Here is a 20,719-nt window from a genome sequence, read left to right on the forward strand (position 1 = left end):
TGTCTCATGTTGGGTTGGCTGTCGACAATAGCGCCATCTTTTACACAGGAGCGCATTCGACATGGCCGTAGCCCACACCCTTGGTTTTCCGCGCATTGGCGCCGACCGCGAACTGAAAAAGGCCCTTGAAGCCTACTGGAAGGGCGACCTCGACCAGACCGCGTTGCAAAGCGTCGGCCGCCAATTGCGCGCCACCCACTGGCAATTGCAGAAAGACGCCGGCATCGACCTGCTGCCGGTCGGCGACTTCGCCTGGTACGACCAGGTGTTGAGCCATTCCCTGGCCTTCGGCGTGATCCCCGAGCGTTTCGCCAGTACCCGGGACGAACGCGGACTGCCCACCCTCGACACCCTGTTCGCCATGGCCCGTGGCGCCACGACGAGTTGCTGCGGCGGCGAACATGGCCAGGCGCAATATGCCCAGGAACTGACCAAGTGGTTCGACACCAACTACCACTATCTGGTCCCGGAATTCACCGCTGACCAGCAGTTCAAGCTGAGCTGGGAACAGCTGTTCGATGAAGTCGAGGAAGCCAGGGCCCTCGGTCACAACGTCAAGCCGGTGATCATCGGCCCTCTGACCTACCTGTGGTTGGGCAAGGCGAAAGGCAATGACTTCGACAAGCTCGACCTGCTGGAGCGCCTGCTGCCGATCTACGGCGAAATCCTCGGGCGCCTCGCGGCCCAGGGCGTGGAATGGGTGCAGATCGATGAACCGATCCTGACCCTCGACCTGCCACAGGAATGGAAAAACGCTTTCGAGCGCGCCTATCACATCCTGCAGTATTCGCCGCTGAAAAAGCTGCTGGCGACCTACTTCAGTGGCTTGCAGGACAACCTCGGCCTGGCCGTCGGCCTGCCGGTGCAAGGCCTGCACATCGACGCCGTGCGCGCGCCGGACCAACTGCTGCACGTGCTCGATCGCCTGCCGATCTACAAGATTCTCTCGGTGGGCCTGGTCAACGGTCGCAACGTCTGGCGCTGTGAGCTGGAGCCGGTACTCGAACAGCTGCAATTTGCCCAGGAGCGTTTTGGCGACAACCTGTGGGTCAGCAGTTCCTGCTCGCTGCTGCACAGCCCGGTGGACCTGGAACGCGAAGACAAACTCGACCCCGAACTGAAAAGCTGGCTGGCGTTTGCCGTGCAAAAATGCGGCGAAATCGCCGTGCTGCGCGATGCGCTCAACGATCCGCAAGCGCCGAAAGTGCGGGCCGCGCTGGCCGAGAGCCGAGCCATCGCCGTCAGCCGTGCCGAATCGCCGCGCATCCACAAAGCCGAAGTACAGGCACGCATCGACGCCATCAAGACAACCGACAGCCAGCGCCATTCGCCGTTTGCCAAGCGTATCGAGCAGCAGCGTGCTCGCTTGAAGTTGCCGGCGTTCCCGACCACCACCATCGGCTCGTTCCCGCAGACCGGATCGATCCGCCTGGCGCGCCAGGCGTTCAAGCAAGGCAAGCTGTCGGCCAACGATTACAACGACGCCATGCGCCATGAAATCCGCCATGCGGTGCAGGTTCAGGAGCGTCTGGGGCTGGACGTACTGGTGCACGGGGAAGCCGAGCGCAATGACATGGTCGAGTACTTCGCCGAGCAGCTCGACGGGTATGCCTTCACCCGCTTCGGCTGGGTGCAGAGCTACGGTTCGCGCTGTGTGAAGCCGGCGATCATCTACGGCGACCTGAGCCGTCCGAACGCCATGACTGTCGACTGGATCACCTACGCACAGAGTCAGACCGACAAGGTCATGAAAGGCATGCTCACCGGTCCCGTGACCATGCTGATGTGGTCGTTCCCCCGTGAAGACGTGTCGCGCAAGGTCCAGGCACAGCAACTGGCGCTGGCCCTGCGGGATGAAGTGCTGGACCTGGAAGCCGCCGGCATCAAGATCGTGCAGATCGACGAAGCCGCGTTTCGTGAAGGGCTGCCGCTGCGTCGCGAACAATGGAAGGAGTATCTGGACTGGGCGGTGGAAGCGTTCCGCTTGAGCGCCAGCGGCGTGCGTGACGAAACCCAGATCCACACCCACATGTGCTACAGCGAATTCAATGACGTGATCGAGGCCATCGCGGCAATGGACGCCGATGTCATCACCATCGAGACCTCGCGTTCGGACATGGAATTGCTCGAGGCTTTCAAGGCGTTCGATTACCCGAACGACATCGGCCCGGGCGTGTACGACATCCACTCGCCACGGGTGCCGGACACCGCCGAGGTGGTCAAGTTGATGAGTAAAGCCGTGAAACGGATCCCGGCCGAACGCCTGTGGATCAACCCCGACTGCGGGCTGAAGACCCGGGCGTGGCCGGAGACCGAGGCCGCGCTGGTGAACATGGTGGCGGCGGCGCGGCAGCTGCGCAGCCAGTTGGCGTAACACCCCCCCTGTAGGAGCGAGCCTGCTCGCGATGGACTCCAGAACGCCGCGGTTTACCAGCCAATACGCGTTTTCGTTGACGTCCAATCGCGAGCAGGCTCGCTCCTACAGGTACATCACAGGTTTTCGAAGTGCGCTAACGCAGCCGATCGCTTGCCGATGTCGGCATAGGGCAGGTCGGCATTGTCCGCATGGGTCAGGAACCGATGTTCCGGCAATTTCAGATGGGCTTTCTCGAAGCCACCGAATTCAGGCGTGGCTTTCGAATAATGAAAATGGGCGTACCACAGCACCTTTGGCGGCGCTTGCGTCGTGTCCCAGACTTCGTACTCCTGCATATAGTCGATGCGACCATCCCGACGTTTACCCAGATTTTTGATCAGTCCGGTTTTGCGGATCTCCACCACGTTGTGTTTGACCAGATCGTCGAGCATGCCATCGGTGGGTTTTTTGCTCTGCAGTGACTGACGGGTTCGCAGCGTGCGGCCAGTGGCAACCAGTTCGCTGGCCTTGTCGCGAAGTTGGGTGACAAGGGCATTGCGCGGGGCTATTTCTGCGATGCCATCGGCGCGATGAGTGAGTTCGTTCGCCTCGCTGGTCATCATGTGTTCCAGGTCCACCGGGAGCATGTCTTGATCGGCATAGGACTGAATGCGGGCCTGATAGGCGTCCTGGGATTGCAATCGCTGGCGGGCGTCGGCCAGCAGCGAATCGAGGTTTCGGCGCTGGGCATGGGACGGTTGCGGCTGTGGATTGAGCAGGCGGGATTTGCCATGGCTCCCTTGCTCCCAGATTTCCGTGTAGCCCCCTTGTCCGGTGAGGGTATATCGGCGTGTTTGTGAGCCGGGCTCCCATTGCTCCACCCCGATCAGCCATTGGTCGGTATCGGTGAGGAATGCTTTTTTGCTGTTGTGGCCGGCGGGTGCGGCAGGTGGCGGCAGGTTGATCGCCTTGCGTGCCCGCTCGGCCATTTTCGCCAGGCCGTCCAATAGCAATGGCACGGCATCCAGATCAAAGTGCTGTGGATAACTGGCGGTCCAGGCATTCATGCTTCGACTGAATTCGCGATAGTTTTCAATGCATTCCTGAAGGATCTGGTTGCGCTGAGCCTTGGTCGCACTGACTTCCGGCAGACTGTATTGGGTGAACAGATCCCGGTCGACCCGGCTTCTTTTGGCTCGCATCTGGTTCTGGAGAAAGAACCAGGATAGATCGTTGCTGGTGTCATAACGCGTCACCAATTCAAGCCAATTACCCGTCTTCAGGTAAAGCATGTTTGCCTCGCTCATCCGCCCGTTGAGCATGGCGACTTCCTGGGTCAATTGAGCCTTTTGTGCGCTGACGGTGATGCGTTGATACCAATGATTAAGGTCTCGTAGATGGGCGTCTATCGTGTCGAACTCCTTGATCATTTCAAGGCGCAGCTTTCTGATGTCCCCCAGCACTCCCAACCGCTCGGAGAGGGCCGTCGCAGGCATGTCATCGAGCTTTTGCGTCAACGCATCGATGCTGTCGATCAGGGGATTGACGCGATGATTGGCCAGGAACAGGCGTTGCTTGTAACGGTCGGCGAGCATCAGTGCGGCGTTGCTTTGGAACTCCAGAAGCGCGCGCCTTTTGTTGCCATGGGTGAGGGGAAGCAGATCTACCAGTGTCTGATGATAACGACCGGCCAATTCGATATCGCCCATGCAGGCTGTTTCAGCCTGCTGCAGCAGTGTCGGCGTACGATTCGGTGCAGGCGTGGTGTTGTAGGTGTTCAGGGTGGTGTCGGTTTGCTTGACCCGCGCATCGATTTGCAGCGCCAGGCTGTCGGCGCCTTCGGTCAGGGCATGCTGGCGGCGAAAACCTTCATCGACCCACCAGCGCGGCAGGCGCTCGCGAACGGCTTGCGGCCAGACCGGATCAAGGGTGTCCGCCAGATGCCCCAACAGGTTGCCGCCACCGAGGCCGCCTCCTTCGAATGCCACGCCGTAAACGCCAAACCAGGTGTCCCACTGTCCGGACTCATCCAGTGCGATGGGTTGTTTGTAGGTCTTTCGAGTCGTGCCTTTCAAACGCCAGTTGCGTGAATCGGTGCTGCGCTCGACCTGGAAAACCCGCCCCTGGCGCACGATGAAATCACCGTCGGCATGGCGGTAGATGTTGCGGTAGATCCCATGAGTAGCCGGTTGCAGGCTCGACAGCGAGAGCGGTTTTTCATACTCGTAGCCCGCGAAGCGCTGAACCACCCTGCTGGCCTCATGCAGGGAGGTAGTCGACATGGCAGCGCCTTTGTTCAACCCCCTCAGATGACGCAATCGAGTGGCCGAGCGTGCGCCCTGGGTTGTCCCGATCGACGCGCTGGGCAAAATATCCATGGCGGCATCGATCAGGCACAACAGCACCGACTCAACCTCCGCCAGCCCATCACCTGCCTCGCCGCGCACGAAGGCCGCCACCGCTTGATTGGCGCTGTTCCAGGCGTCGTACAACGCAATGGCGGTACCGACAAAGGGCACCAGGCCAAGGGCCATTTTCATGTAGTTGAACGCACGAGGACCCTGGAGCGCATAACGTTCAAGGTACAAGTCATTGTTGGAGCGGGACGTGGCGCGGTGGGCTTCGATCAACCGTCCCATGTGGCTATCGAGTTGATGCGCCGCCAGCGATGTGGTCGACGGCCAGCGCGTTCCGATTCCGATCAGCGCGTCGAAATGTTTGAGCTGGGCCTGGTTGATGCGACTGAGGTGCGCCTGGACACTGCCTTGCAAGGCTCGCCCCGCCAGGTACCTGGCCATCTCGTCGCGCAGGCACAGGTTGTAGAGTGCCTTGCGAGCCATTTCCAGATTGTCGAAGCGTCTCAAAAATTGCTTGTCGGGGCTGTCCGGCAGGTAGAGCAAGGTCATCCCGCTGACTTGTTCCTCAATGAAGGTCACCCCCGCCAGCGTTACGGGACCTTCATTGGGCGTGTCCTTGCCGCCGACCGTGAGGTTGGCCGGCCAGAGCACCAGACGTTTGCCATCCGTCCGCCAGGCTTGCTCGGTGTCAGCATCGATGGCGATGCTGAACACCTGCTGGTCATCGTGACTGATCTGTTTTTGCAAGCGGGCGCATTCACCCTGCAACTTGAGCAGCAAGCGCCAGGGCTCGATCAGGCATTCACGCCGATGCTCCCTCACGAATGCCGCTTCGTCGCCGGCGCCCATGAAGGTGTTGCGGATCAATGTTTCGTAGTCCCGAGCCAGGTCCAGTTCGGGCAAGATCCGGCGCAGCCACGGCAAGGTGATCGCGCTGGCCAGTGTCTGGCGCTCGCTGTCGTCGGCAGTGCTGATCTCCACTTTCATGAACGACAACCGCAGTGCCAGCGGTTCCAGATTCATGGATGGCGAGTTGTCGATGTTGTGCTGGGCCAGGTCCTCGATGGGCATTTTGCTGCGTGCGGTACTGGGCACCAGCACCAGTTTTTGCGGGGTACCCGGGGCACCCGGGGCAGGGCTCAAGTGTTTCTGCCACGAAACCGAATCGGGCATTTCGAGCAGCACTTGAAAATCACCCTTGATCGAAAAGTCTTTCCTGAGTCGGGCATGCAGGTGCTGTCGGGTAAATTCATGACGAGGCATCAGCGCGATATCCAACTGCTCGCGGCTGCGCCGCATCGCCTCGATATAAGCGAGTATCAGGGCCTTCAATCCGACGCTTTCGTCGCCTCGCACATGCTTGAGCCAGTCGGGCAAGTGCGTGGACAGAGTGGCGCTGCGGTCTTGTTCCAGCCGCTGCGAGAACGCCAGTTGCCTGGCCGTCTGCACGGGCACCTGCAAGCTGGCAAGCGCCTGACGCCGCAGTTTTTCCAGTTCGTCGGCTCGTTCCGAGATCTGAGACTCATGGGGATAGCGCTGACGAACCTGAGCGACTTTCAGTTCAAAATCGCCGGTCTGTTCATTCAGGCTGTACTGGACAGGGTCAGCGCTGATCCTGCTCAACTTCAGCGCCAGGCGATTGTCGAGGTCCTGAATCTTGAGCAACTCGCGCTCGAGTGTTCGCAGGTTTTCGAACCGCAACAAGCCACCGCCGGTGCCTGGCCAGTACAGCAGCACACTGTGTGCAGAAGCGCTGTTGAGGGGCGAGCCTGATGGTGCAATGACCCATGGACCGTGCAGGGACTGGGTGAGCGTCGAAGTTTGATCGCCATGGCGGGTCGTCATGGTCAGAGACAGGCTCGCCACCACACTGTCACCAGCGGGATCGCTGCCGTCATGCGTATCAAGCACGGTGTTGATGAGACGGAATTCATCCTCGGTCAATTGTTCGAGGGTCCGTTGCAACCGGGCCTCGGCGCGAAGGCCTGCCTTGTGTGCCTGATAAAGCCGTGTGAACTGCTGATTGAACGTCGTGAGGTCCAGGGTTCGAGCCCTGTAGAGCAAGGCCGTGGCGGCCTTGTCGGCGGATTGCATGGCGGTTTGCAGCGCCACAAGCTGTTCTGCGATTTTTTTATGGCGGTCGCTGTCCAGGTCGTCGCCCAAGTGTCTGTCGAGCGCTTCGCGTTGCATGTTCAGGGCAGCCTGACGCAACGACCATGGGATATCGGCATACAGGTTGCCGAACAATGCCGGGTGATCGTCATGGTTGTTCTCGATAATCGCTGGAGTCATTTCAAGCCTTGGCGGCAAGTTAAAGGCCGCGCCGGCGTGCAAAAGGGGACGCTGTGCCTGCTGGTAGTGCGAAAGAAGATCGGTGATGCCTGCTGTCAGCGGCTGAGTTCTGGCGCTGTATTCAAAGCGGATATCAGTGCTGGGCAAACCCTGAGGGACGAGAGACTGACGCAGCAGCCAATCTTCCATCTCGCTGCGTTTTGCGAACGCTGTTATCGCCACCGGTCGATAGGGGAAATACAGCCAGCAAGCGTCCGGCTGGGCATCGTTCGCGCTGATGACCCAGGCAGCGGGGAATTTGACTGTATCGCCGTTGCTCAATGCCAGTGTCAGTTGTTCAGTGCGTCCGCTCACGTCAGCATCCGTTGTTGCCCCCATGAGCGACGACAACGTATTGAACTGCACTGTACCCAGGGTTCTTTGCGCGAAGGCAAGCCGGGTAACGGCCTCGAAATGCTCGCGATACAGCTGGGCGGCCCGATCGCGTCGAGACAGGGGAGTGCCGGGTGCTCTGGCGTCCCAGTAGGCATTCCAGCGGTCTGATGCCGTTGGCACATCGCTGAACAGTTGCCTCAGGCCCAGGCTGCTGTCGTTCCATCCGCCCCAGGCACTGCGCAGCAGGCGTTCATCGACGCTGGCCGGCAACGGCAAAAAGGGCGGTGGGGCAATCGAGGAAGGTGTGGAAAGGTCGGGCAATAATCCATCGGTCATGGGAAAGGACTCGGTGTGAGGGGAGTGGTGGATCCACTCCGGGGCGAGTCATTCAAGGGAAGCCGTGCGGGGTACTGGCACTACATAGTTAGCGCGACGACCATTCGGCACTCTTCATCAAACTGTCATGGAACTGTGGCAGCGCGCTTGAACAAACTTCATCAGACTCGCGCTCTACTGGGGTTCTGCGTTTTGGTGTTTTTTCATGCGTGCTTTGTTTTTATCGGCGGCCATGTTGCTGGCCTCATTGTTCAGCCTGCCGTCGATGGCAGCGTCTCGTTGTGATGTGAATGTTCCGACCGAACACGTCGATCTGGCGCAGGTGAGCCTGGCGTACCAGAGCATCGGTCGTGCGTCGGATCCGGCGTTGCTGCTGGTGATGGGGTTGGGCGGGCAGTTGATTCACTGGCCCGACGAGGTGGTGGTTGCGTTGTGTCAGCAAGGCTTTCGCGTCATTCGCTATGACAATCGCGATGTCGGGCTCTCGACCTGGCGGCAAGCACCGACCGAGGCCAACCTGGCCTTCGAGGTGCTGCGCTACAAGCTCGGCTTGCCGGTGTCTTCGCCGTACTCGCTGACCGACATGGCCGACGATGGCCTGGGCCTGATGGATGCCCTGCACATCGAACAGTTCCACGTGCTGGGCGCGAGCATGGGCGGGATGATCGCGCAGCACATGGCGGCCATGGCGCCGCAACGGGTCGAGAGCCTGACCCTGATCATGACTACCTCCGGCGCCGAAGGCTTGCCGGCGCCGAGTGCGGCGCTGGTGCAATTGCTCGCCCGCCGTGGCGCGCCGAATCGCGAAGTGGCGCTGGAGCAACAGGCCGATCTGCTGGCCGCCCTGGGCAGCCCGTCGGTCACCGATGATCGTCAGGCGCTGCTGCATCAGGCGGCGCTGTCCTATGACCGGGCGTTCAATCCCGAGGGCGTGAAACGCCAGATCATGGCGATCCTGGCCGAACCAAGCCGGGTCGCGTTGCTCAATCAACTGCGGGTTCCGGCGCTGGTGGTGCATGGCACGGCCGACCCTCTGCTGCCGGTGATGCATGGCGTGCATCTGGCGGCGCATTTGCGTGGCAGCCAGTTGAAGCTGATTCCCGGGCTGGCCCATCGTTTTCAGGAGGCGTTCAAGGCGCCGTTGCTGGCGGCGGTGCTGCCGTATCTGCGGGCGCATCGTGAAGACACTTCGCATTGGGCGCAGATCGAGCCGGTGGCAGAACCCAATCTCCTCTAATCATCGCGCCCCCTGTAGGAGCGAGCCTGCTCGCGAAGCGGTGTGTCAGTCGACATTAATGCCACCGGACATACCCTCTTCGCGAGCAGGCTCGCTTGGGGGCTACTGCGTATTCAAGCCCTCGGGTGTATCGTTCAAACTTTCCGGCGCGTTCAAGCCAGCGAGGTGAATGATGAGTGCTCCACTGAAAATCGATTTCGTCAGCGACGTATCCTGCCCCTGGTGCGTCGTCGGCCTGTACGGCCTGACCCGGGCCCTGGATATCCTGCGCGACGAAGTCCGCGCCGAGATCCGTTTCCAGCCATTCGAGCTGAACCCGAAGATGGGCCCCGAAGGGCAGAACATCACCGAGCACATCACCGAGAAGTACGGCTCGACACCAGAGCAATCGCAAAAGAATCGCGAGATGATCCGCGCGCGCGGCGCCGAGGTCGGGTTTGCTTTTCGTACCGATGGCAACAGTCGCATCTACAACACCTTCGATGCCCATCGACTGCTGCATTGGGCGGAGTTGGAGGGGAAGCAGTTAGAACTGAAGGAAGCGTTGTTCAAGGCGTATTTCACCGATGGCGGCAATCCGTCCGATCACGCTCAGCTGGCGCAGGTCGCCGAAAGCGTCGGGCTGGATCGGCAGCGGGCCGAAGCGATTCTGGCGTCCGATGAATTTGCCGATGAGGTTCGCGAAGAGGAACAGCTGTGGTTGTCTCGCGGCGTCAGTTCGGTGCCGACCGTGGTGTTCAACGGCCAGTACGCCGTCACGGGCGGACAGCCGGTGGAAAGTTTCGTCGCCGCGATTCGCCAGATCATGAGTGAAGCCAGGGGCGGAACCGTCAACTGACGCGGCCCTTGTAGGAGCGAGCCTGCTCGCGATGGACGTCAACGATAACGCGCCCAGACTGGATGATCGCGTTGCCTGGACGTTTTTCGCGAGCAGGCTCGCTCCCACAGATGAAATTCAGCGCACGATCTTGTCCACATGAATCCCGAGCTTTTTCAGGCGGTACCAGAAGCTGCGCTCGGAGATCCCGATCAACTGCGCCGCCGCGGCCTGCACACCGTTGCTTTGTGCAAGGGCGGCGAGAATGTAGGCCTTTTCCACCTCCGCCAGCGCTGCTTCCAGATCCGGCGGCACGCTGGTGCCTTCACTGAGGACGGCAGCATTGGCCGCCGGCGATGAAGCGAACAGATAGGCCGGCAGATCATGCTCTTCAATCACTGCGCCCGAGGCGACGATGGTTGCCCGCTCCACGCAGTTTTGCAGTTCGCGGATGTTGCCCGGCCATGCATAACCGGCCATGGCCTGCAACGCCTCCGGGCTGAAACCGGTGAAACGCTTGCCGGCCGTCGCGCCCAAGGTGTGGGCGAAATGGCGAGCCAGCGGCGCGATATCCTCGACCCGTTCACGCAGGGCCGGCAAGGGAATCGGGAACACATTGAGGCGGTAGTAGAGGTCCTCGCGAAACTCCTTGTTGGCCACCGCTTCCAGCAGGTTTTTGTTGGTGGCGGCGATGACCCGCACATCGACCTTGCGCTCCCGGGGATCGCCCACCGGTTCGATCACGCGTTCTTGCAGGGCCCGCAGGATTTTCGCCTGCAACGGCAGCGGCATCTCACCGATTTCGTCGAGAAACAGCGTGCCCTTGTCGGCCTGCAGGAAGCGCCCGACCCGGTCGGCCACGGCCCCGGTGAAGGCACCTTTGCGATGGCCGAACATCTCGCTTTCCAGCAAACCTTCGGGGATGGCCGCGCAGTTCACCGCAACGAAGGGCTTGTCGGCGCGATTGCCATGCTTGTGGATCGCCCGGGCGACCATTTCCTTGCCGGTGCCGCTCTCGCCGGTCAGCAGGATCGTCGCGTTGCTTTCGCGTACCGAATCGATGGCGTGCAGCACCCGTCGGAAGCTCGGGCTGTCACCCACCAGGCTGTCGATCTGCTGGTGCTCGTCCAGTTCGGCACGCATGCGCTGGTTGTCTTTGAGGATGTCGCGAAATTGCAGGGCCTTGCTGACGGTGATGTCCAGCTCATCGATGTCGAACGGCTTGGCGATGTAGTCGAAGGCGCCGTTGCGCATGGACTGCACGGCATTTTTCACCGTGCTGTAGGCGGTCATGACGATGACCGGCAACTGCGGGTAACGGCTTTTGATTTCCGCCAGCAATTGCGGGCCATCCATGCCGGGCATGCGCCAGTCACTGATGACCAGGTCGATGTCTTCGACCTCCAGCACCTTGAGGGCGTGCAGGCCGTTGCCGGCGATGAATACGCTGATGCCGTTCTGGCTCAAGGCCGAGGCCAGCAGGTCGCAGAGCTTGGGCTCGTCGTCGACCACCAGAATGTTATGCGTCATTGCTGCCCTCGTCGAAGTCTTCGCCATTGGCCGGAATGTACAGGCTGAACGTGGCCCCGGCACCTTTTTCACTGGCGCATTCGATGCGTCCGTCGTGACTTTCCATGATCGAGAATACCTTCGCCAGGCCCAGGCCGGTGCCGGAGGCCTTGGTGGTGACGAACGGCGTGAAGATGCGTTCGCGCATGTCCGCTTCGATGCCCTGGCCGGTGTCGCCGATGCTGATCACCGTGAACGGCCCGTCACGGGTGATGCCAAGGGTCAGGCGGCCGCCGCCGGGCATGGCGTCGATGGCGTTGACGATCAGGTTCAGGCCAGCCTGCTTGAGCTGCCGGGCGTCGGCATGAACCGTGGCCCCCGGGGCCTGATCGTCGATGCGTACGTCAATGTTGTGGCTGGCCAGTTCCGGGGCACAGAAACCGGCCAGTTCATCCACCAGTGAGCGCGCCGGTTGCGTCGAGCGCATCGGTGCGCTGGGCTTGGCGAAATCGAGGAATTCGGTGATCAGGTCGTTGATGCGGCTGACTTCACTGACCACGTATTCCAGGTGTCGTTTGTCGCTCTCGGGCAGGTCGGCGCGCCGATGCAACAACTGCGTGGCGGTCTTGATGATGCCCAGCGGGTTGCGGATTTCATGGGCCAGGCCCATGGCGACTTCGCCTAGCGCATGCAAACGGTCGCGCCGGCGCAGTTGCGATTCCAGGTGCTGCAACTCGCCCAGGCGTTCGCTCATGTGGTTGAAGGTGCTGCTCAATTCCGCCAGTTCGTCACCGCCCTCCACCGGCAGGCGCTGGCGATAATCCCCGGCAATCACCGCCTGGACGCCACGGGACAGGCCGCGCAACGGCTTGGTCAGGCGTTGGGACACCAGCCAGCCGACGGTCAGGGACGCCGCCGAGCTGAGCAGGAAAATCACGATGAACAGATTGCTCTGGTTGACCAGCCCCAACAGGCTGCTGTGACGCAGCAAGCCACTGAAGATCACCCCTTGGAGCTCACCGTTTTCGTTGAGAATCGGCCGGTAGATACCGCTGTAGCGACTGGTGAATTGCTCGATCGGCTGTTTGGTGCTGCGCAGGATCTGTTCGATTTTTTCCGGTACGGACGCCGGATGATCCTCGAAGCGCTGGGTCGAGAAAATCTCTGAAAAGTCATTGGTCTTGGCCAGGTACAGCCGCAGGTCGAGGGAGTGCACGTCGGCCACGCTGGTCAGGAAACTGCTGTCCAGGTAGGTGCCGATCAGCAGCTTGTAGCCGACACCGTCTTGCTCGGTCTCGAAGGTCGACACCACCGTGCCGGTCGCCACGCCACCGACTTGCAGGGTCTGCAGCACGGCCTTGGGCGCAGTGCTGATCTGGCGGACGATGTCGTCGGCGACGGTGCTGAACAGCACTTCGTGATCACTATTGCGCACCAGCGCCACGACGTCGATGCCCATGGAGTCGGCGATGTCGCTGGTCAGTTTGTCGTTGCGGATCGACAGCCGGTCGATGGGCGGGCGGGTATAGCGCAGGAACAACTGCGCGGCGCGGGCGTTGTCGCGCAGTATCTCGCTGATTTCGTCTTCGACGATCTTGGTCGATTCCTGCAGCCAGATGCGTACGTTGCTGTCGAAAATCTGCGACAGCGTGGTGGCCGCCAGTTCGGCGGCGATCATGGTCGGGATCACGCTGACCAGCCAGAACGCCAGCACCAGCTTGCGCTGCAGGCTCCAGCCGGAAAGGGCGAAAGGTCGGGCGGTGGGGCGTCGGTCTTGGGTCATCATGCTTCGCTTATTGCAGCTCGCTGATTGCGGCCGCCATGGCAGGGTCGGATCGATCCGGACGGATAAACATTTTCACCAGCCGCAACAGGCTGTCGAGCAGACGGTTGCGATGGCGGAAGAACAAGGTGTTGCCACGGAACGAGCACCCCAGGCGCCGCTTGCTGGCATAGCCGGCCTGGCCGCACTCGTAGATGGCAAGGCCGTGCTCAATACAGTAGTCGACATTGGCCAGCCAGCTGCGCACGTATAGGTTGTGATCGCGGGTTTTGTCCAGGTCGTGGGCAAAGAACTTGTCCACCAGGCGCCGATCGTCCAGCAACACCAAATTGAACGCCACCAGTTCGTCGCCCAGCCAATAGAGCACACAAGCGGCCCGTTCATCGAGGTGTTCCAGGACCTGCTGGAAGTAAGCCGCTGGCAAGCGTTCGAAGGTCAGGTCGCTGCGCGCGAGCGTGGCTTCGTACAGCGGCATCATTTGTGCGAGCAGGTCTTGTACCGAGCGACGCCATTCGATACGCGGGCCCTGGCCGCGCAAGGTGCGGCGCAAGTCCTTGCGGGTGGATTTGCCGAGGGTGCCAAGATAGGCGTCGACGGAGCCGAAACTGATCGGCAGCTCGGCACCGGGCAGGCCGGACATGCTTTGCAGACCAGCGTCATGACAGGCCTGCAGCCACTGTGGATCACGGTGCGAAGCGTCCTTGACCGCCAACAGGCCGATGCCGGCCTGATCGGCATCCTGGCGTGCCAGGACCAGCAATTGTTCGAGCAGCGCCGCACGCCGATGCGCAGCGATGTGCCGGGCCGTGCCGACATGGCATTGCTCGGCCACGGGCGAGCCGAGGGCGTAGAGACGCACATCGAGCAGCCCCGGCCATTGGCGGCGCAACCGTTGGCTGATACGTTTGCCCAAGCCCTGGACCGTGGTGTCCAGCGAGTAAGCGGTGGTGAATGCCACGGCGGCGGCGATCAATACCTCGCCTTCGAACAGCGCCAGATAGCGCCACGCAAAGCCGGCGATGGCCGAACGTTCAACGGCCCGGTAGTAATCCCAGTCCTCCAGTTCATCGGGGAAACAATTATTCCAGGCATCGCGCTCGAGGGCCTCGATCGTCGAAAAGGCGAGGGCAGTGATCACGTCGTTTCCTTGGGTTTGCTCACAATTTCAGTCACTACCCGATCCCCTGTAGGAGCGAGCATGTTCGCGATGGTCGTCAACGCTAACGCGGGGTTTCAGGTTATCCGCGGCGTTCTTGAGTCCATCGCGAGCATGCTCGCTCCTACAGAGGGTGGGGCGTGTGCGGGTTCGGGGATGAGTTCAGGCCAGCTGTCGATATTCCTGGTGCAGGGGTTGCGGGGTACTGCGTTGCTGGATGAAGCGGTGCTGGATGAAGTCCGCGCTCAACTCCACCACGCGGCGGTATTGCAGGTCGACGGTGATCATGTGATAGCAGTCGTCCAGCAGGACCTTGACCACCGGCCCGCCGAGTTTGCGCTCCACGTAATCAGCGTTCCATGCACTGGTGATGTCGTCTTCGCGCGAGTGCAGCACCAGCGCCTGGGTGGTGATCTGCGGCATGCGCTTTTTCACCGCCGCCACCAGTCGATGCAGCTCCCGGACACTCACGCCAGACATGGTCAACAGCCCGGCGTTGCTGCTCTCACCGGCCCTCATCTGGCGCTCGACGATGGCCCGCAGGCGCTCGTCCTTGATGCCGTACGGCGATTTTTCGTTGAAGCGGCACAGGTGCACGCCAAACGGAATCGACATCACCAGGCTGCTCAGTTTCGACACCCAGGGCATGTTCCAGCCGTCGTAACGCAGGGTCGTGGAGTACAGCAACAAGCCTTCGATCTGCCCCGGATGTTCGGCCGCCAGGTACATCGACAGCACCGCCCCCATGGACAGGCCGCCGACGAACACGTGCGCATGCTTGCGTCGCACACCGACGAAGGTGTTGCGCGCGCTCTCGTACCAGTCGCGCCAGCCCGTGGCTTGCAGGTCCGCATTGTCACCGCAGTGGCCGGCCAGGGTCGGCACGTAGACGGTGTACCCGGCCTTGGCCAGGCCCATGGCGACCCGGCGCAGTTCCGTCGGGGTGCCGGTGAGGCCGTGGATCAACAGCACCGCGACCTCCCCGCTGCCCAGAATGAATCCGGCGCCGCCTTCGCCCATGTCGATGGCATCGGATGAAAACGGCGCGTTCATCGCGTCATCGCCCGGTGCAGCAAGCGGTCGAGCAGGGCGATGCCCAGGTCTATTTCCGGATAGCTGATTTCCAGCGATGGCGCCAGGGTGATCACGTTCTTGTAGTAACCGCCCACGTCGAGGATCAGGCCCAGGCGCTTGCCGTCGATTTCAATGTCGCCCTTCATGCCTTCTTCGACCATGAAGTCCAGGGTCGCCTTGTCCGGCGTGAAACCGTCCGGGGCGCAGATTTCGCAACGCAGGGCCAGGCCCAGGCCGTCGACGTCGCCGATGATCGGGTAGCGTTTTTGCAGGTCCTTCAGGCCTTCTAGGAAATACTTGCCCTTGTTCATGACCATCGCGCCGTAGTCGATTTCACTGGTCATCTTGAACATCTCCAGGCCCACCGCCGTACCCAGCGGGTTGGAGGCGAAGGTCGAGTGAGTCGAGCCCGGCGGGAAGACTTTGGGGTTGATCAGTTCCTCCTTGGCCCAGATGCCGCCCAACGGATTGAGACCATTGGTCAACGCCTTGCCGAAGACGATCACGTCCGGTTTGACATCGAAGTGCTCGATCGACCACAGCTTGCCGGTGCGGTAGAAACCCATCTGGATTTCGTCCACCACCAACAGGATGCCGTGCTGGTCCAGCACATGCTTGAGTTCGCTGTAGAAGTTCATCGGCGGAATCACGTAGCCGCCGGTGCCCTGGATCGGTTCGACATAGAACGCGGCGTATTCGCTCTGGCCGACTTTCGGGTCCCAGACGCCGTTGTATTCGGTCTCGAACAGGCGGGCGAATTGCTGCACGCAATGGCTGCCGTACTCTTCCTTGGTCATGCCTTTGGGGCCGCGGAAGTGGTACGGGAACGGAATGAAGTTGGCGCGTTCGCCGAAGTGGCCGTAGCGACGGCGATAGCGATAGCTGGAGGTGATCGACGAGGCGCCGAGGGTGCGGCCGTGGTAGCCGCCCTCGAAGGCGAACATCAGGCTTTTGCCGTTGCTGGCGTTACGCACCACCTTGAGCGAGTCCTCGATGGACTGCGAACCACCGACGTTGAAGTGCACGCGACCGTCCAGGCCGAACTTGTTCTTCGCGTCGACGGCGATCATTTCCGAGAGCTCGATTTTGCCCTTGTGCAGGTACTGGCTGGCGATCTGCGGCAGGGTGTCGATCTGCTGTTTCAGCGCGTTGTTCAGGCGTGGGTTGGCGTAGCCGAAGTTGACCGCCGAGTACCACATCTGCAGGTCGAGGTAGGCCTGGTCGCTGGTGTCCCAGACGTAGGAGCCTTCGCAGCGGCTGAAAATGCGCGGTGGTTCGATGTAGTGAACGGTGTCGCCGTAGGAGCAGTACTTGGCTTCTTTTTCCAGCAGGATTTGGTCTTCGGCGGTAGCGATTCGAATATCAGACATGGTGGAAGAGTTCCTGTGTTTCGGCGTTGATGGTTTCGGCGTTGAAAGCGCTGGCATTGGCGGCGCTGGCGCCTGGCAGTTGAGCCAGCAGGGCGGGCAATTCGGCGAAGCTGTCGAAGCGTGCGTAGGCAATGCCGTTGCGCTCGCAGTGCTCGGCCAGGCGGTCTTTGGCGAATACGAAATCGGCGGTGGCGGCCACGCACATGTCGGACTGGCCGTCACCGATCACCAGCACCCGTTTGGTCTTGGGCGTGGATTTGCATTTGCAGTTGCCGGCGGCGGAGCGACAGGCATCGCTGGCGTGGGGGAAGTCGATGCGCCAGCGGTCGTGATCGACCTGGCGCAACTGGTTGGCGAGGATCGGCAGCAGGCTCACGTAGTGGCGCGACAGGATCCGGGCGATGCCCTGCACGATGCCGTCGCTGACCACTTCCAGGGAGGCACCCAGGCCAATGACGTGGTCGACGAAGTCGGGGAAGTCCGGGTCGATCTCGATGCCGTCGAAGAACCCGAGCAATTGGGCAGGCGTCGCCTTGACCAGCGCCAGTTGGCGGCTGAGGCATTCACGGGAACCGATGTCGCCCGCCAGCCACTCGTCTTCGATCGCTTCCCAGCTGGGGTCGGCGAATCGTTGGAGGATGCTGTCGATCACGTCGGTGCGGGTGATGGTCCCGTCGAAATCACACACGATATGCCAGTCAATCATCTGTTTTACCTATTGAGCTTTTCGCGCTGTCTGCGCTTGCCAAGGCGGTAGAGCAGGGACTGTGCCAAATGTGTAAGGCCCCGCAGGGCTGGGGTTCTGGCGGGTATGGGGGCGGGCGAAGCTACAATTTTTGTAGCTCGCTACAAACAACATGAGTGCTTGCGCAGGCGTGGAAAACGGAGGATTGATGCGCGCATGTCCCGTTCCAAGGAGTCACCTCATGTCGAGGTTTACCATTGCGCTGACTGCGGCGCTGACCTGCCTTTCCATCAACGCCCATGCCGCTGGCATCACCGGTGAAGCCGGGCTCGGCTTGAGCTATCAGCCCCGTGATCCAACGGGCAGTCGCTACGAAACCCGACCCGTGCCGTACCTCGATCTGGACTGGGGCGATGTCAGCCTGAGCACCGATGACGGCTTGACCTGGAATGCCTTCAAGGCCAATGGCTTCAGCGCCGGACCGTTTGTGAATTACCTGCCGGGGCGCACCTCAAACGGCTCGCTGCAAGGCCTGCGCGACGTGCCGGACATGGGCGAAGTGGGTGGGTTCGTGCAGTACGCGCCAGCTGATTTCTGGCGGGTGTTCGCCTCGGTTGGCCAGGCGGTCGGCGGGGGCGGCGGGCAAGGCGGAGTGCTCGGGCGAGTGGGTGGCGAGCTGGGGTATCCGGTGGGCGGCGGCGTGATCGGCAGCACCAACCTCACGGCGCATTTCGCCGATGCCCGGCAGGCGCAGACCTTTTTCGGCGTCAGTGCCGATGAATCACTGGCTTCGGGGATTCGTCGCTACAACGCGGGTGGTGGGCAGCAGAACGTGGCCTTGACCCAGAGCTTCGAGTTTCCCCTGGCGCCGCACTGGTCGTTGCTGACCAGCGCGAGCTGGATTCACCTGACGGGGTCTGCGGCTGATAGCAGCATTGTCAAACAGGTTGGGCGTGCCGATCAGGGGGAGGCGCAGGTGGCAATTGCCTACAAGTTCGACTAGAGGATTTTGTTGATTGGGCTGACGCCTTCGCGAGCAGGCTCGCTCCTACAGGAGACCTCGGCCCACTGTAGGAGCGAGCCTGCTCGCGATGGGGCCCTGGTGTTCAACACCTATCTAATTGCCTTCACCCTCGGCCAGCAACGCAATCCCGCCCATGATCACTGCCACCCCCACCCAGTGCAGCACGCTGATCTGCTCACCCAGTCCCAGCCACGACCCCAGCAGCACCCCGACAAACACCAGTGAACTCAAGGGAAACGCCAGCGACAGACTGCTGCGCCGCAGAATCAGCATCCACACGAGGAACGCCCCGATGTAGCAGGCAATCGCCAGCCATACGCCGGGATTGACCGCTACCGCCAGCAGCCATTGCAGGTTGAAATCCATTTGCCCCAGTTGATCGCCGCCCACCTTGGTGGCGATCTGTCCGGCACTTTCGAAGCCGATCAGCAGCGCCCAAAGAACGATGGTGCCGAGGCGCTCATGCAGCCAGCCAGTCTTGTTGTTGATCATCGATTGACCTTCAGCCATGGGCGACACACACGAGCATCACGCCCGCCGTAATGACCCACGTACCGAGCCAGCGTCGACGGCTGACGGTTTCGCCCAGGATCACTTTGCCGGCCAGCACCACACCGCAATACGCCAGCGCCGCCGCCGGAAACAGCAGGCTCAGCGGTGCCCGCGACAGGGCTTCGAGCCAGACGAAAAATTCAATCACGTAGGCGCCGATGCCGCACCACAACAGCGGGGCGTTGAACACCTGCCCCCAGAACGCGTTGAGGCGAAAGCCGCCCTCCAGTTCCGGCAAACGGTCCAGGCCGAGCTTGAAACAGAGCTGGCCGATGACATCCAGCACGATGGAAATCGCCACCAGGACGATGACTGCAAAACTCATGGGAACAGTTCCTCGAACAAGTCGATCAGGGCCTGATTGGTGTTGGCGTTGCGCAGCAGATCCGCCTCGCTCCAACGTTCGGCCGGGGGTTGGTCGGAGTTGGCTTCCCAGCGTTTGAAGGCATTGCTGAAGGCCGGTTGGGCGTACTCGCCGCAAATGTCGATGCCCAGGATGCGCTTGCCGGTGGCCAGCACACGGATCGCCTGCAACAGGTGACTCAGGCGCATGCCGCCCTGATCCCAGTTGGTGGCGGCGTCTTCGCTGGCCAGCACGTCCTTGTCGATGGTGATCCAGACCGCTTCGGTGGGCAGGCCGACGACCAGTTGGTGAAGAAACTGCGACCAGTCCAGCCCGGACAGATTGCGCCAGTGCAGCAGATTCTCCTGCTGCCGATGCCCGGCGCCATCACCGATCATGCCCCAGATTTTCGAGGGCGGTCGCTGCCAGGGGAACAGTTGCAGATCACCGCGCTTGAGTGCGCGCAGGTTGCCGCCCTTGATCTGCGGGTTATCCAGGTCATCGCTGCACGGGCCGAGAGTGACGATGCGCCGGACATTGGGCAGTTTCAGCGCCTGATTGACCCACGAACCGCAATGTCGACGGGGGGCGAAGCGGACCCAGTCGGGGTGGTTGTCGAAGTGGATCAGGCTGACCGGTTCCGGCAGATCGCTCAGCAGGGCCGGGGTCAAATGATGGAAATCGCCGGAGCCCATGAAGAAGATTTCCGGCTGTGGGCCTGTGTGTCGGGGCCGTCGCTGCAAGCGCTCGGTAAAGCGCCGCCAGGTACGCCCACTGGACCACAGCCGCAGTTTCGGGCCGAGATCGAGCAGGTCGAGACGTGTGGCGCGGCCGCTGTCGAGCAACCGCGCGATGGGGGCCTGGGCAGTCAGGCTGTGGTCGAGATCGAGAATGTTCAAGGTCGCAATTCACCCTTGGCAGACCCTCCCGGACACCGGCCTCATCGAGCATGAAGGCCAGCCCGGTGGGCTTTTGGGGGTAAATGCAAGGGATGGGCCAGCCACCCATAAACCAGACATCACGGACCTGTGGGAGCAAGGCTTGCCCGCGATTGAGTCACCGCGCAGCCTCTGACTGACCGCGTTATCGTTCATCGCGGGCAAGCCTTGCTCCCACAGGTGTTCAGGTGTGCAGGCGAACCCAGACGCTGACAAGCACCGTCGCCGCCATCAACCACGCCACCGCCGCCACGGCCAGCGATGCTTCCAGGCGCATCCGGTCGACCATCACGTACAAGGTCGCCAGGTAGACGAAGTACGGAATGATCGACCACATGCCAAACACGATCGTGGTCTTGAGGTCATCGATCGAACGGCTTTTACCGACGATGAAATGGGCGATCAGCGCAAAGGTCGGGAACAGCGGCACCAAACCGGCGATGTAATAGTTTCTGGTCTTGGCCAGCGCGGCGAGGATCACCACCACTGCTGCGCCCAGGGTTGCCTTGAGAATC

The 20,719-nt window shown here is 61.5% G+C and carries 15 protein-coding genes; 4 read left to right on the top strand and 11 right to left on the bottom strand.

Features of this window, described 5'->3' with window-relative positions; all coding sequences use genetic code 11:
* Positions 1–61: 61 nt before the first annotated feature.
* A complete protein-coding gene (gene metE / locus DKY63_RS25085; protein WP_110966569.1) occupies positions 62–2,374 on the top strand; it encodes a 5-methyltetrahydropteroyltriglutamate--homocysteine S-methyltransferase in 2,313 nt (770 codons plus the stop codon).
* Between the two features lie 116 nt (positions 2,375–2,490).
* Here metE and DKY63_RS25090 read toward each other — a convergent pair whose 3' ends face one another.
* Entirely contained in the window at positions 2,491–7,716 is a 5,226-nt protein-coding gene (locus tag DKY63_RS25090) for a dermonecrotic toxin domain-containing protein (protein WP_110966570.1), read from the bottom strand.
* Positions 7,717–7,921: 205 nt separating this feature from the next.
* On the opposite strand from DKY63_RS25090, the gene DKY63_RS25095 reads away from it, so the two are divergent.
* Together DKY63_RS25095 and DKY63_RS25100 are read left to right on the top strand one after the other, a co-directional pair.
* A complete protein-coding gene (locus DKY63_RS25095; protein WP_110966571.1) occupies positions 7,922–8,953 on the top strand; it encodes an alpha/beta fold hydrolase in 1,032 nt (343 codons plus the stop codon).
* Positions 8,954–9,125: 172 nt separating this feature from the next.
* Positions 9,126–9,791 (top strand): DsbA family oxidoreductase, encoded by a 666-nt coding sequence (locus DKY63_RS25100; RefSeq protein WP_110966572.1) that lies wholly within the window; start codon positions 9,126–9,128, stop codon positions 9,789–9,791.
* A 117-nt stretch (positions 9,792–9,908) separates the two neighbouring features.
* Here the strand turns inward: DKY63_RS25100 and DKY63_RS25105 are convergent, their stop codons facing one another.
* The 6 genes from DKY63_RS25105 to DKY63_RS25130 all read right to left on the bottom strand — a co-directional run bounded on the left by DKY63_RS25105 (position 9,909) and on the right by DKY63_RS25130 (position 17,368).
* A complete protein-coding gene (locus tag DKY63_RS25105) occupies positions 9,909–11,300 on the bottom strand; it encodes a sigma-54-dependent transcriptional regulator (protein ID WP_110966573.1) in 1,392 nt (463 codons plus the stop codon).
* Complete coding sequence (locus tag DKY63_RS25110) at positions 11,290–13,062, bottom strand: sensor histidine kinase (protein WP_110967978.1); 1,773 nt, start codon at positions 13,060–13,062, stop codon at positions 11,290–11,292. Before DKY63_RS25110 ends, DKY63_RS25105 begins: the two co-directional genes overlap by 11 nt.
* A 10-nt stretch (positions 13,063–13,072) precedes the next feature.
* On the bottom strand, positions 13,073–14,200 hold the full coding sequence (locus tag DKY63_RS25115; protein WP_110966574.1) for a GNAT family N-acetyltransferase: 1,128 nt from the start codon (positions 14,198–14,200) through the stop codon (positions 13,073–13,075).
* 180 nt (positions 14,201–14,380) lie between these two features.
* The gene (locus DKY63_RS25120; protein ID WP_110966575.1) at positions 14,381–15,271 is read right to left on the bottom strand and encodes an alpha/beta hydrolase; all 891 of its coding nucleotides are present in this window, start codon (positions 15,269–15,271) and stop codon (positions 14,381–14,383) included.
* On the bottom strand, positions 15,268–16,662 hold the full coding sequence (locus DKY63_RS25125) for an aspartate aminotransferase family protein (protein ID WP_110966576.1): 1,395 nt from the start codon (positions 16,660–16,662) through the stop codon (positions 15,268–15,270). Before DKY63_RS25125 ends, DKY63_RS25120 begins: the two co-directional genes overlap by 4 nt.
* A complete protein-coding gene (locus tag DKY63_RS25130) occupies positions 16,655–17,368 on the bottom strand; it encodes an MtnX-like HAD-IB family phosphatase (protein ID WP_110966577.1) in 714 nt (237 codons plus the stop codon). Before DKY63_RS25130 ends, DKY63_RS25125 begins: the two co-directional genes overlap by 8 nt.
* Before the next feature lie 220 nt (positions 17,369–17,588).
* On the opposite strand from DKY63_RS25130, the gene DKY63_RS25135 reads away from it, so the two are divergent.
* Positions 17,589–18,350, top strand: a complete 762-nt coding sequence (locus tag DKY63_RS25135; RefSeq protein WP_110966578.1) for a MipA/OmpV family protein — start codon at positions 17,589–17,591, stop codon at positions 18,348–18,350.
* A 114-nt stretch (positions 18,351–18,464) separates the two neighbouring features.
* On the opposite strand, the gene DKY63_RS25140 is transcribed toward DKY63_RS25135, so the two are convergent.
* The 4 genes from DKY63_RS25140 to DKY63_RS25160 all read right to left on the bottom strand — a co-directional run bounded on the left by DKY63_RS25140 (position 18,465) and on the right by DKY63_RS25160 (position 20,718).
* Positions 18,465–18,863: a transporter gene (locus DKY63_RS25140; protein ID WP_110967979.1), complete on the bottom strand. Its 399-nt coding sequence runs from the start codon at positions 18,861–18,863 to the stop codon at positions 18,465–18,467.
* Between the two features lie 10 nt (positions 18,864–18,873).
* Complete coding sequence (locus DKY63_RS25145) at positions 18,874–19,248, bottom strand: transporter (RefSeq protein WP_110966579.1); 375 nt, start codon at positions 19,246–19,248, stop codon at positions 18,874–18,876.
* Positions 19,245–20,165, bottom strand: coding sequence for an arginase (locus DKY63_RS25150; protein ID WP_110966580.1), 921 nt, complete (start codon positions 20,163–20,165; stop codon positions 19,245–19,247). The genes DKY63_RS25145 and DKY63_RS25150 overlap by 4 nt, the downstream gene beginning before the upstream one ends.
* 223 nt (positions 20,166–20,388) lie before the next feature.
* Entirely contained in the window at positions 20,389–20,718 is a 330-nt protein-coding gene (locus DKY63_RS25160; RefSeq protein WP_204354370.1) for a GlpM family protein, read from the bottom strand.
* Position 20,719 lies beyond the last annotated feature (1 nt).

It is taken from the genome of Pseudomonas putida, assembly GCF_003228315.1.
In the GTDB taxonomy this organism is placed as follows: Bacteria; Pseudomonadota; Gammaproteobacteria; order Pseudomonadales; family Pseudomonadaceae; genus Aquipseudomonas; species Aquipseudomonas putida_S.

Coding starts and splice junctions, on each gene's coding strand:
- metE (WP_110966569.1), top strand. CDS start 62: ATGGCCGTAGCCCACACCCTTGGTTTTCCGCGCATTGGCGCCGACCGC.
- DKY63_RS25090 (WP_110966570.1), bottom strand. CDS start 7,716: ATGACCGATGGATTATTGCCCGACCTTTCCACACCTTCCTCGATTGCC.
- DKY63_RS25135 (WP_110966578.1), top strand. CDS start 17,589: ATGTCGAGGTTTACCATTGCGCTGACTGCGGCGCTGACCTGCCTTTCC.
- DKY63_RS25120 (WP_110966575.1), bottom strand. CDS start 15,271: ATGAACGCGCCGTTTTCATCCGATGCCATCGACATGGGCGAAGGCGGC.
- DKY63_RS25110 (WP_110967978.1), bottom strand. CDS start 13,062: ATGACCCAAGACCGACGCCCCACCGCCCGACCTTTCGCCCTTTCCGGC.
- DKY63_RS25145 (WP_110966579.1), bottom strand. CDS start 19,248: ATGAGTTTTGCAGTCATCGTCCTGGTGGCGATTTCCATCGTGCTGGAT.
- DKY63_RS25140 (WP_110967979.1), bottom strand. CDS start 18,863: ATGATCAACAACAAGACTGGCTGGCTGCATGAGCGCCTCGGCACCATC.
- DKY63_RS25105 (WP_110966573.1), bottom strand. CDS start 11,300: ATGACGCATAACATTCTGGTGGTCGACGACGAGCCCAAGCTCTGCGAC.
- DKY63_RS25125 (WP_110966576.1), bottom strand. CDS start 16,662: ATGTCTGATATTCGAATCGCTACCGCCGAAGACCAAATCCTGCTGGAA.
- DKY63_RS25100 (WP_110966572.1), top strand. CDS start 9,126: ATGAGTGCTCCACTGAAAATCGATTTCGTCAGCGACGTATCCTGCCCC.
- DKY63_RS25095 (WP_110966571.1), top strand. CDS start 7,922: ATGCGTGCTTTGTTTTTATCGGCGGCCATGTTGCTGGCCTCATTGTTC.
- DKY63_RS25130 (WP_110966577.1), bottom strand. CDS start 17,368: ATGATTGACTGGCATATCGTGTGTGATTTCGACGGGACCATCACCCGC.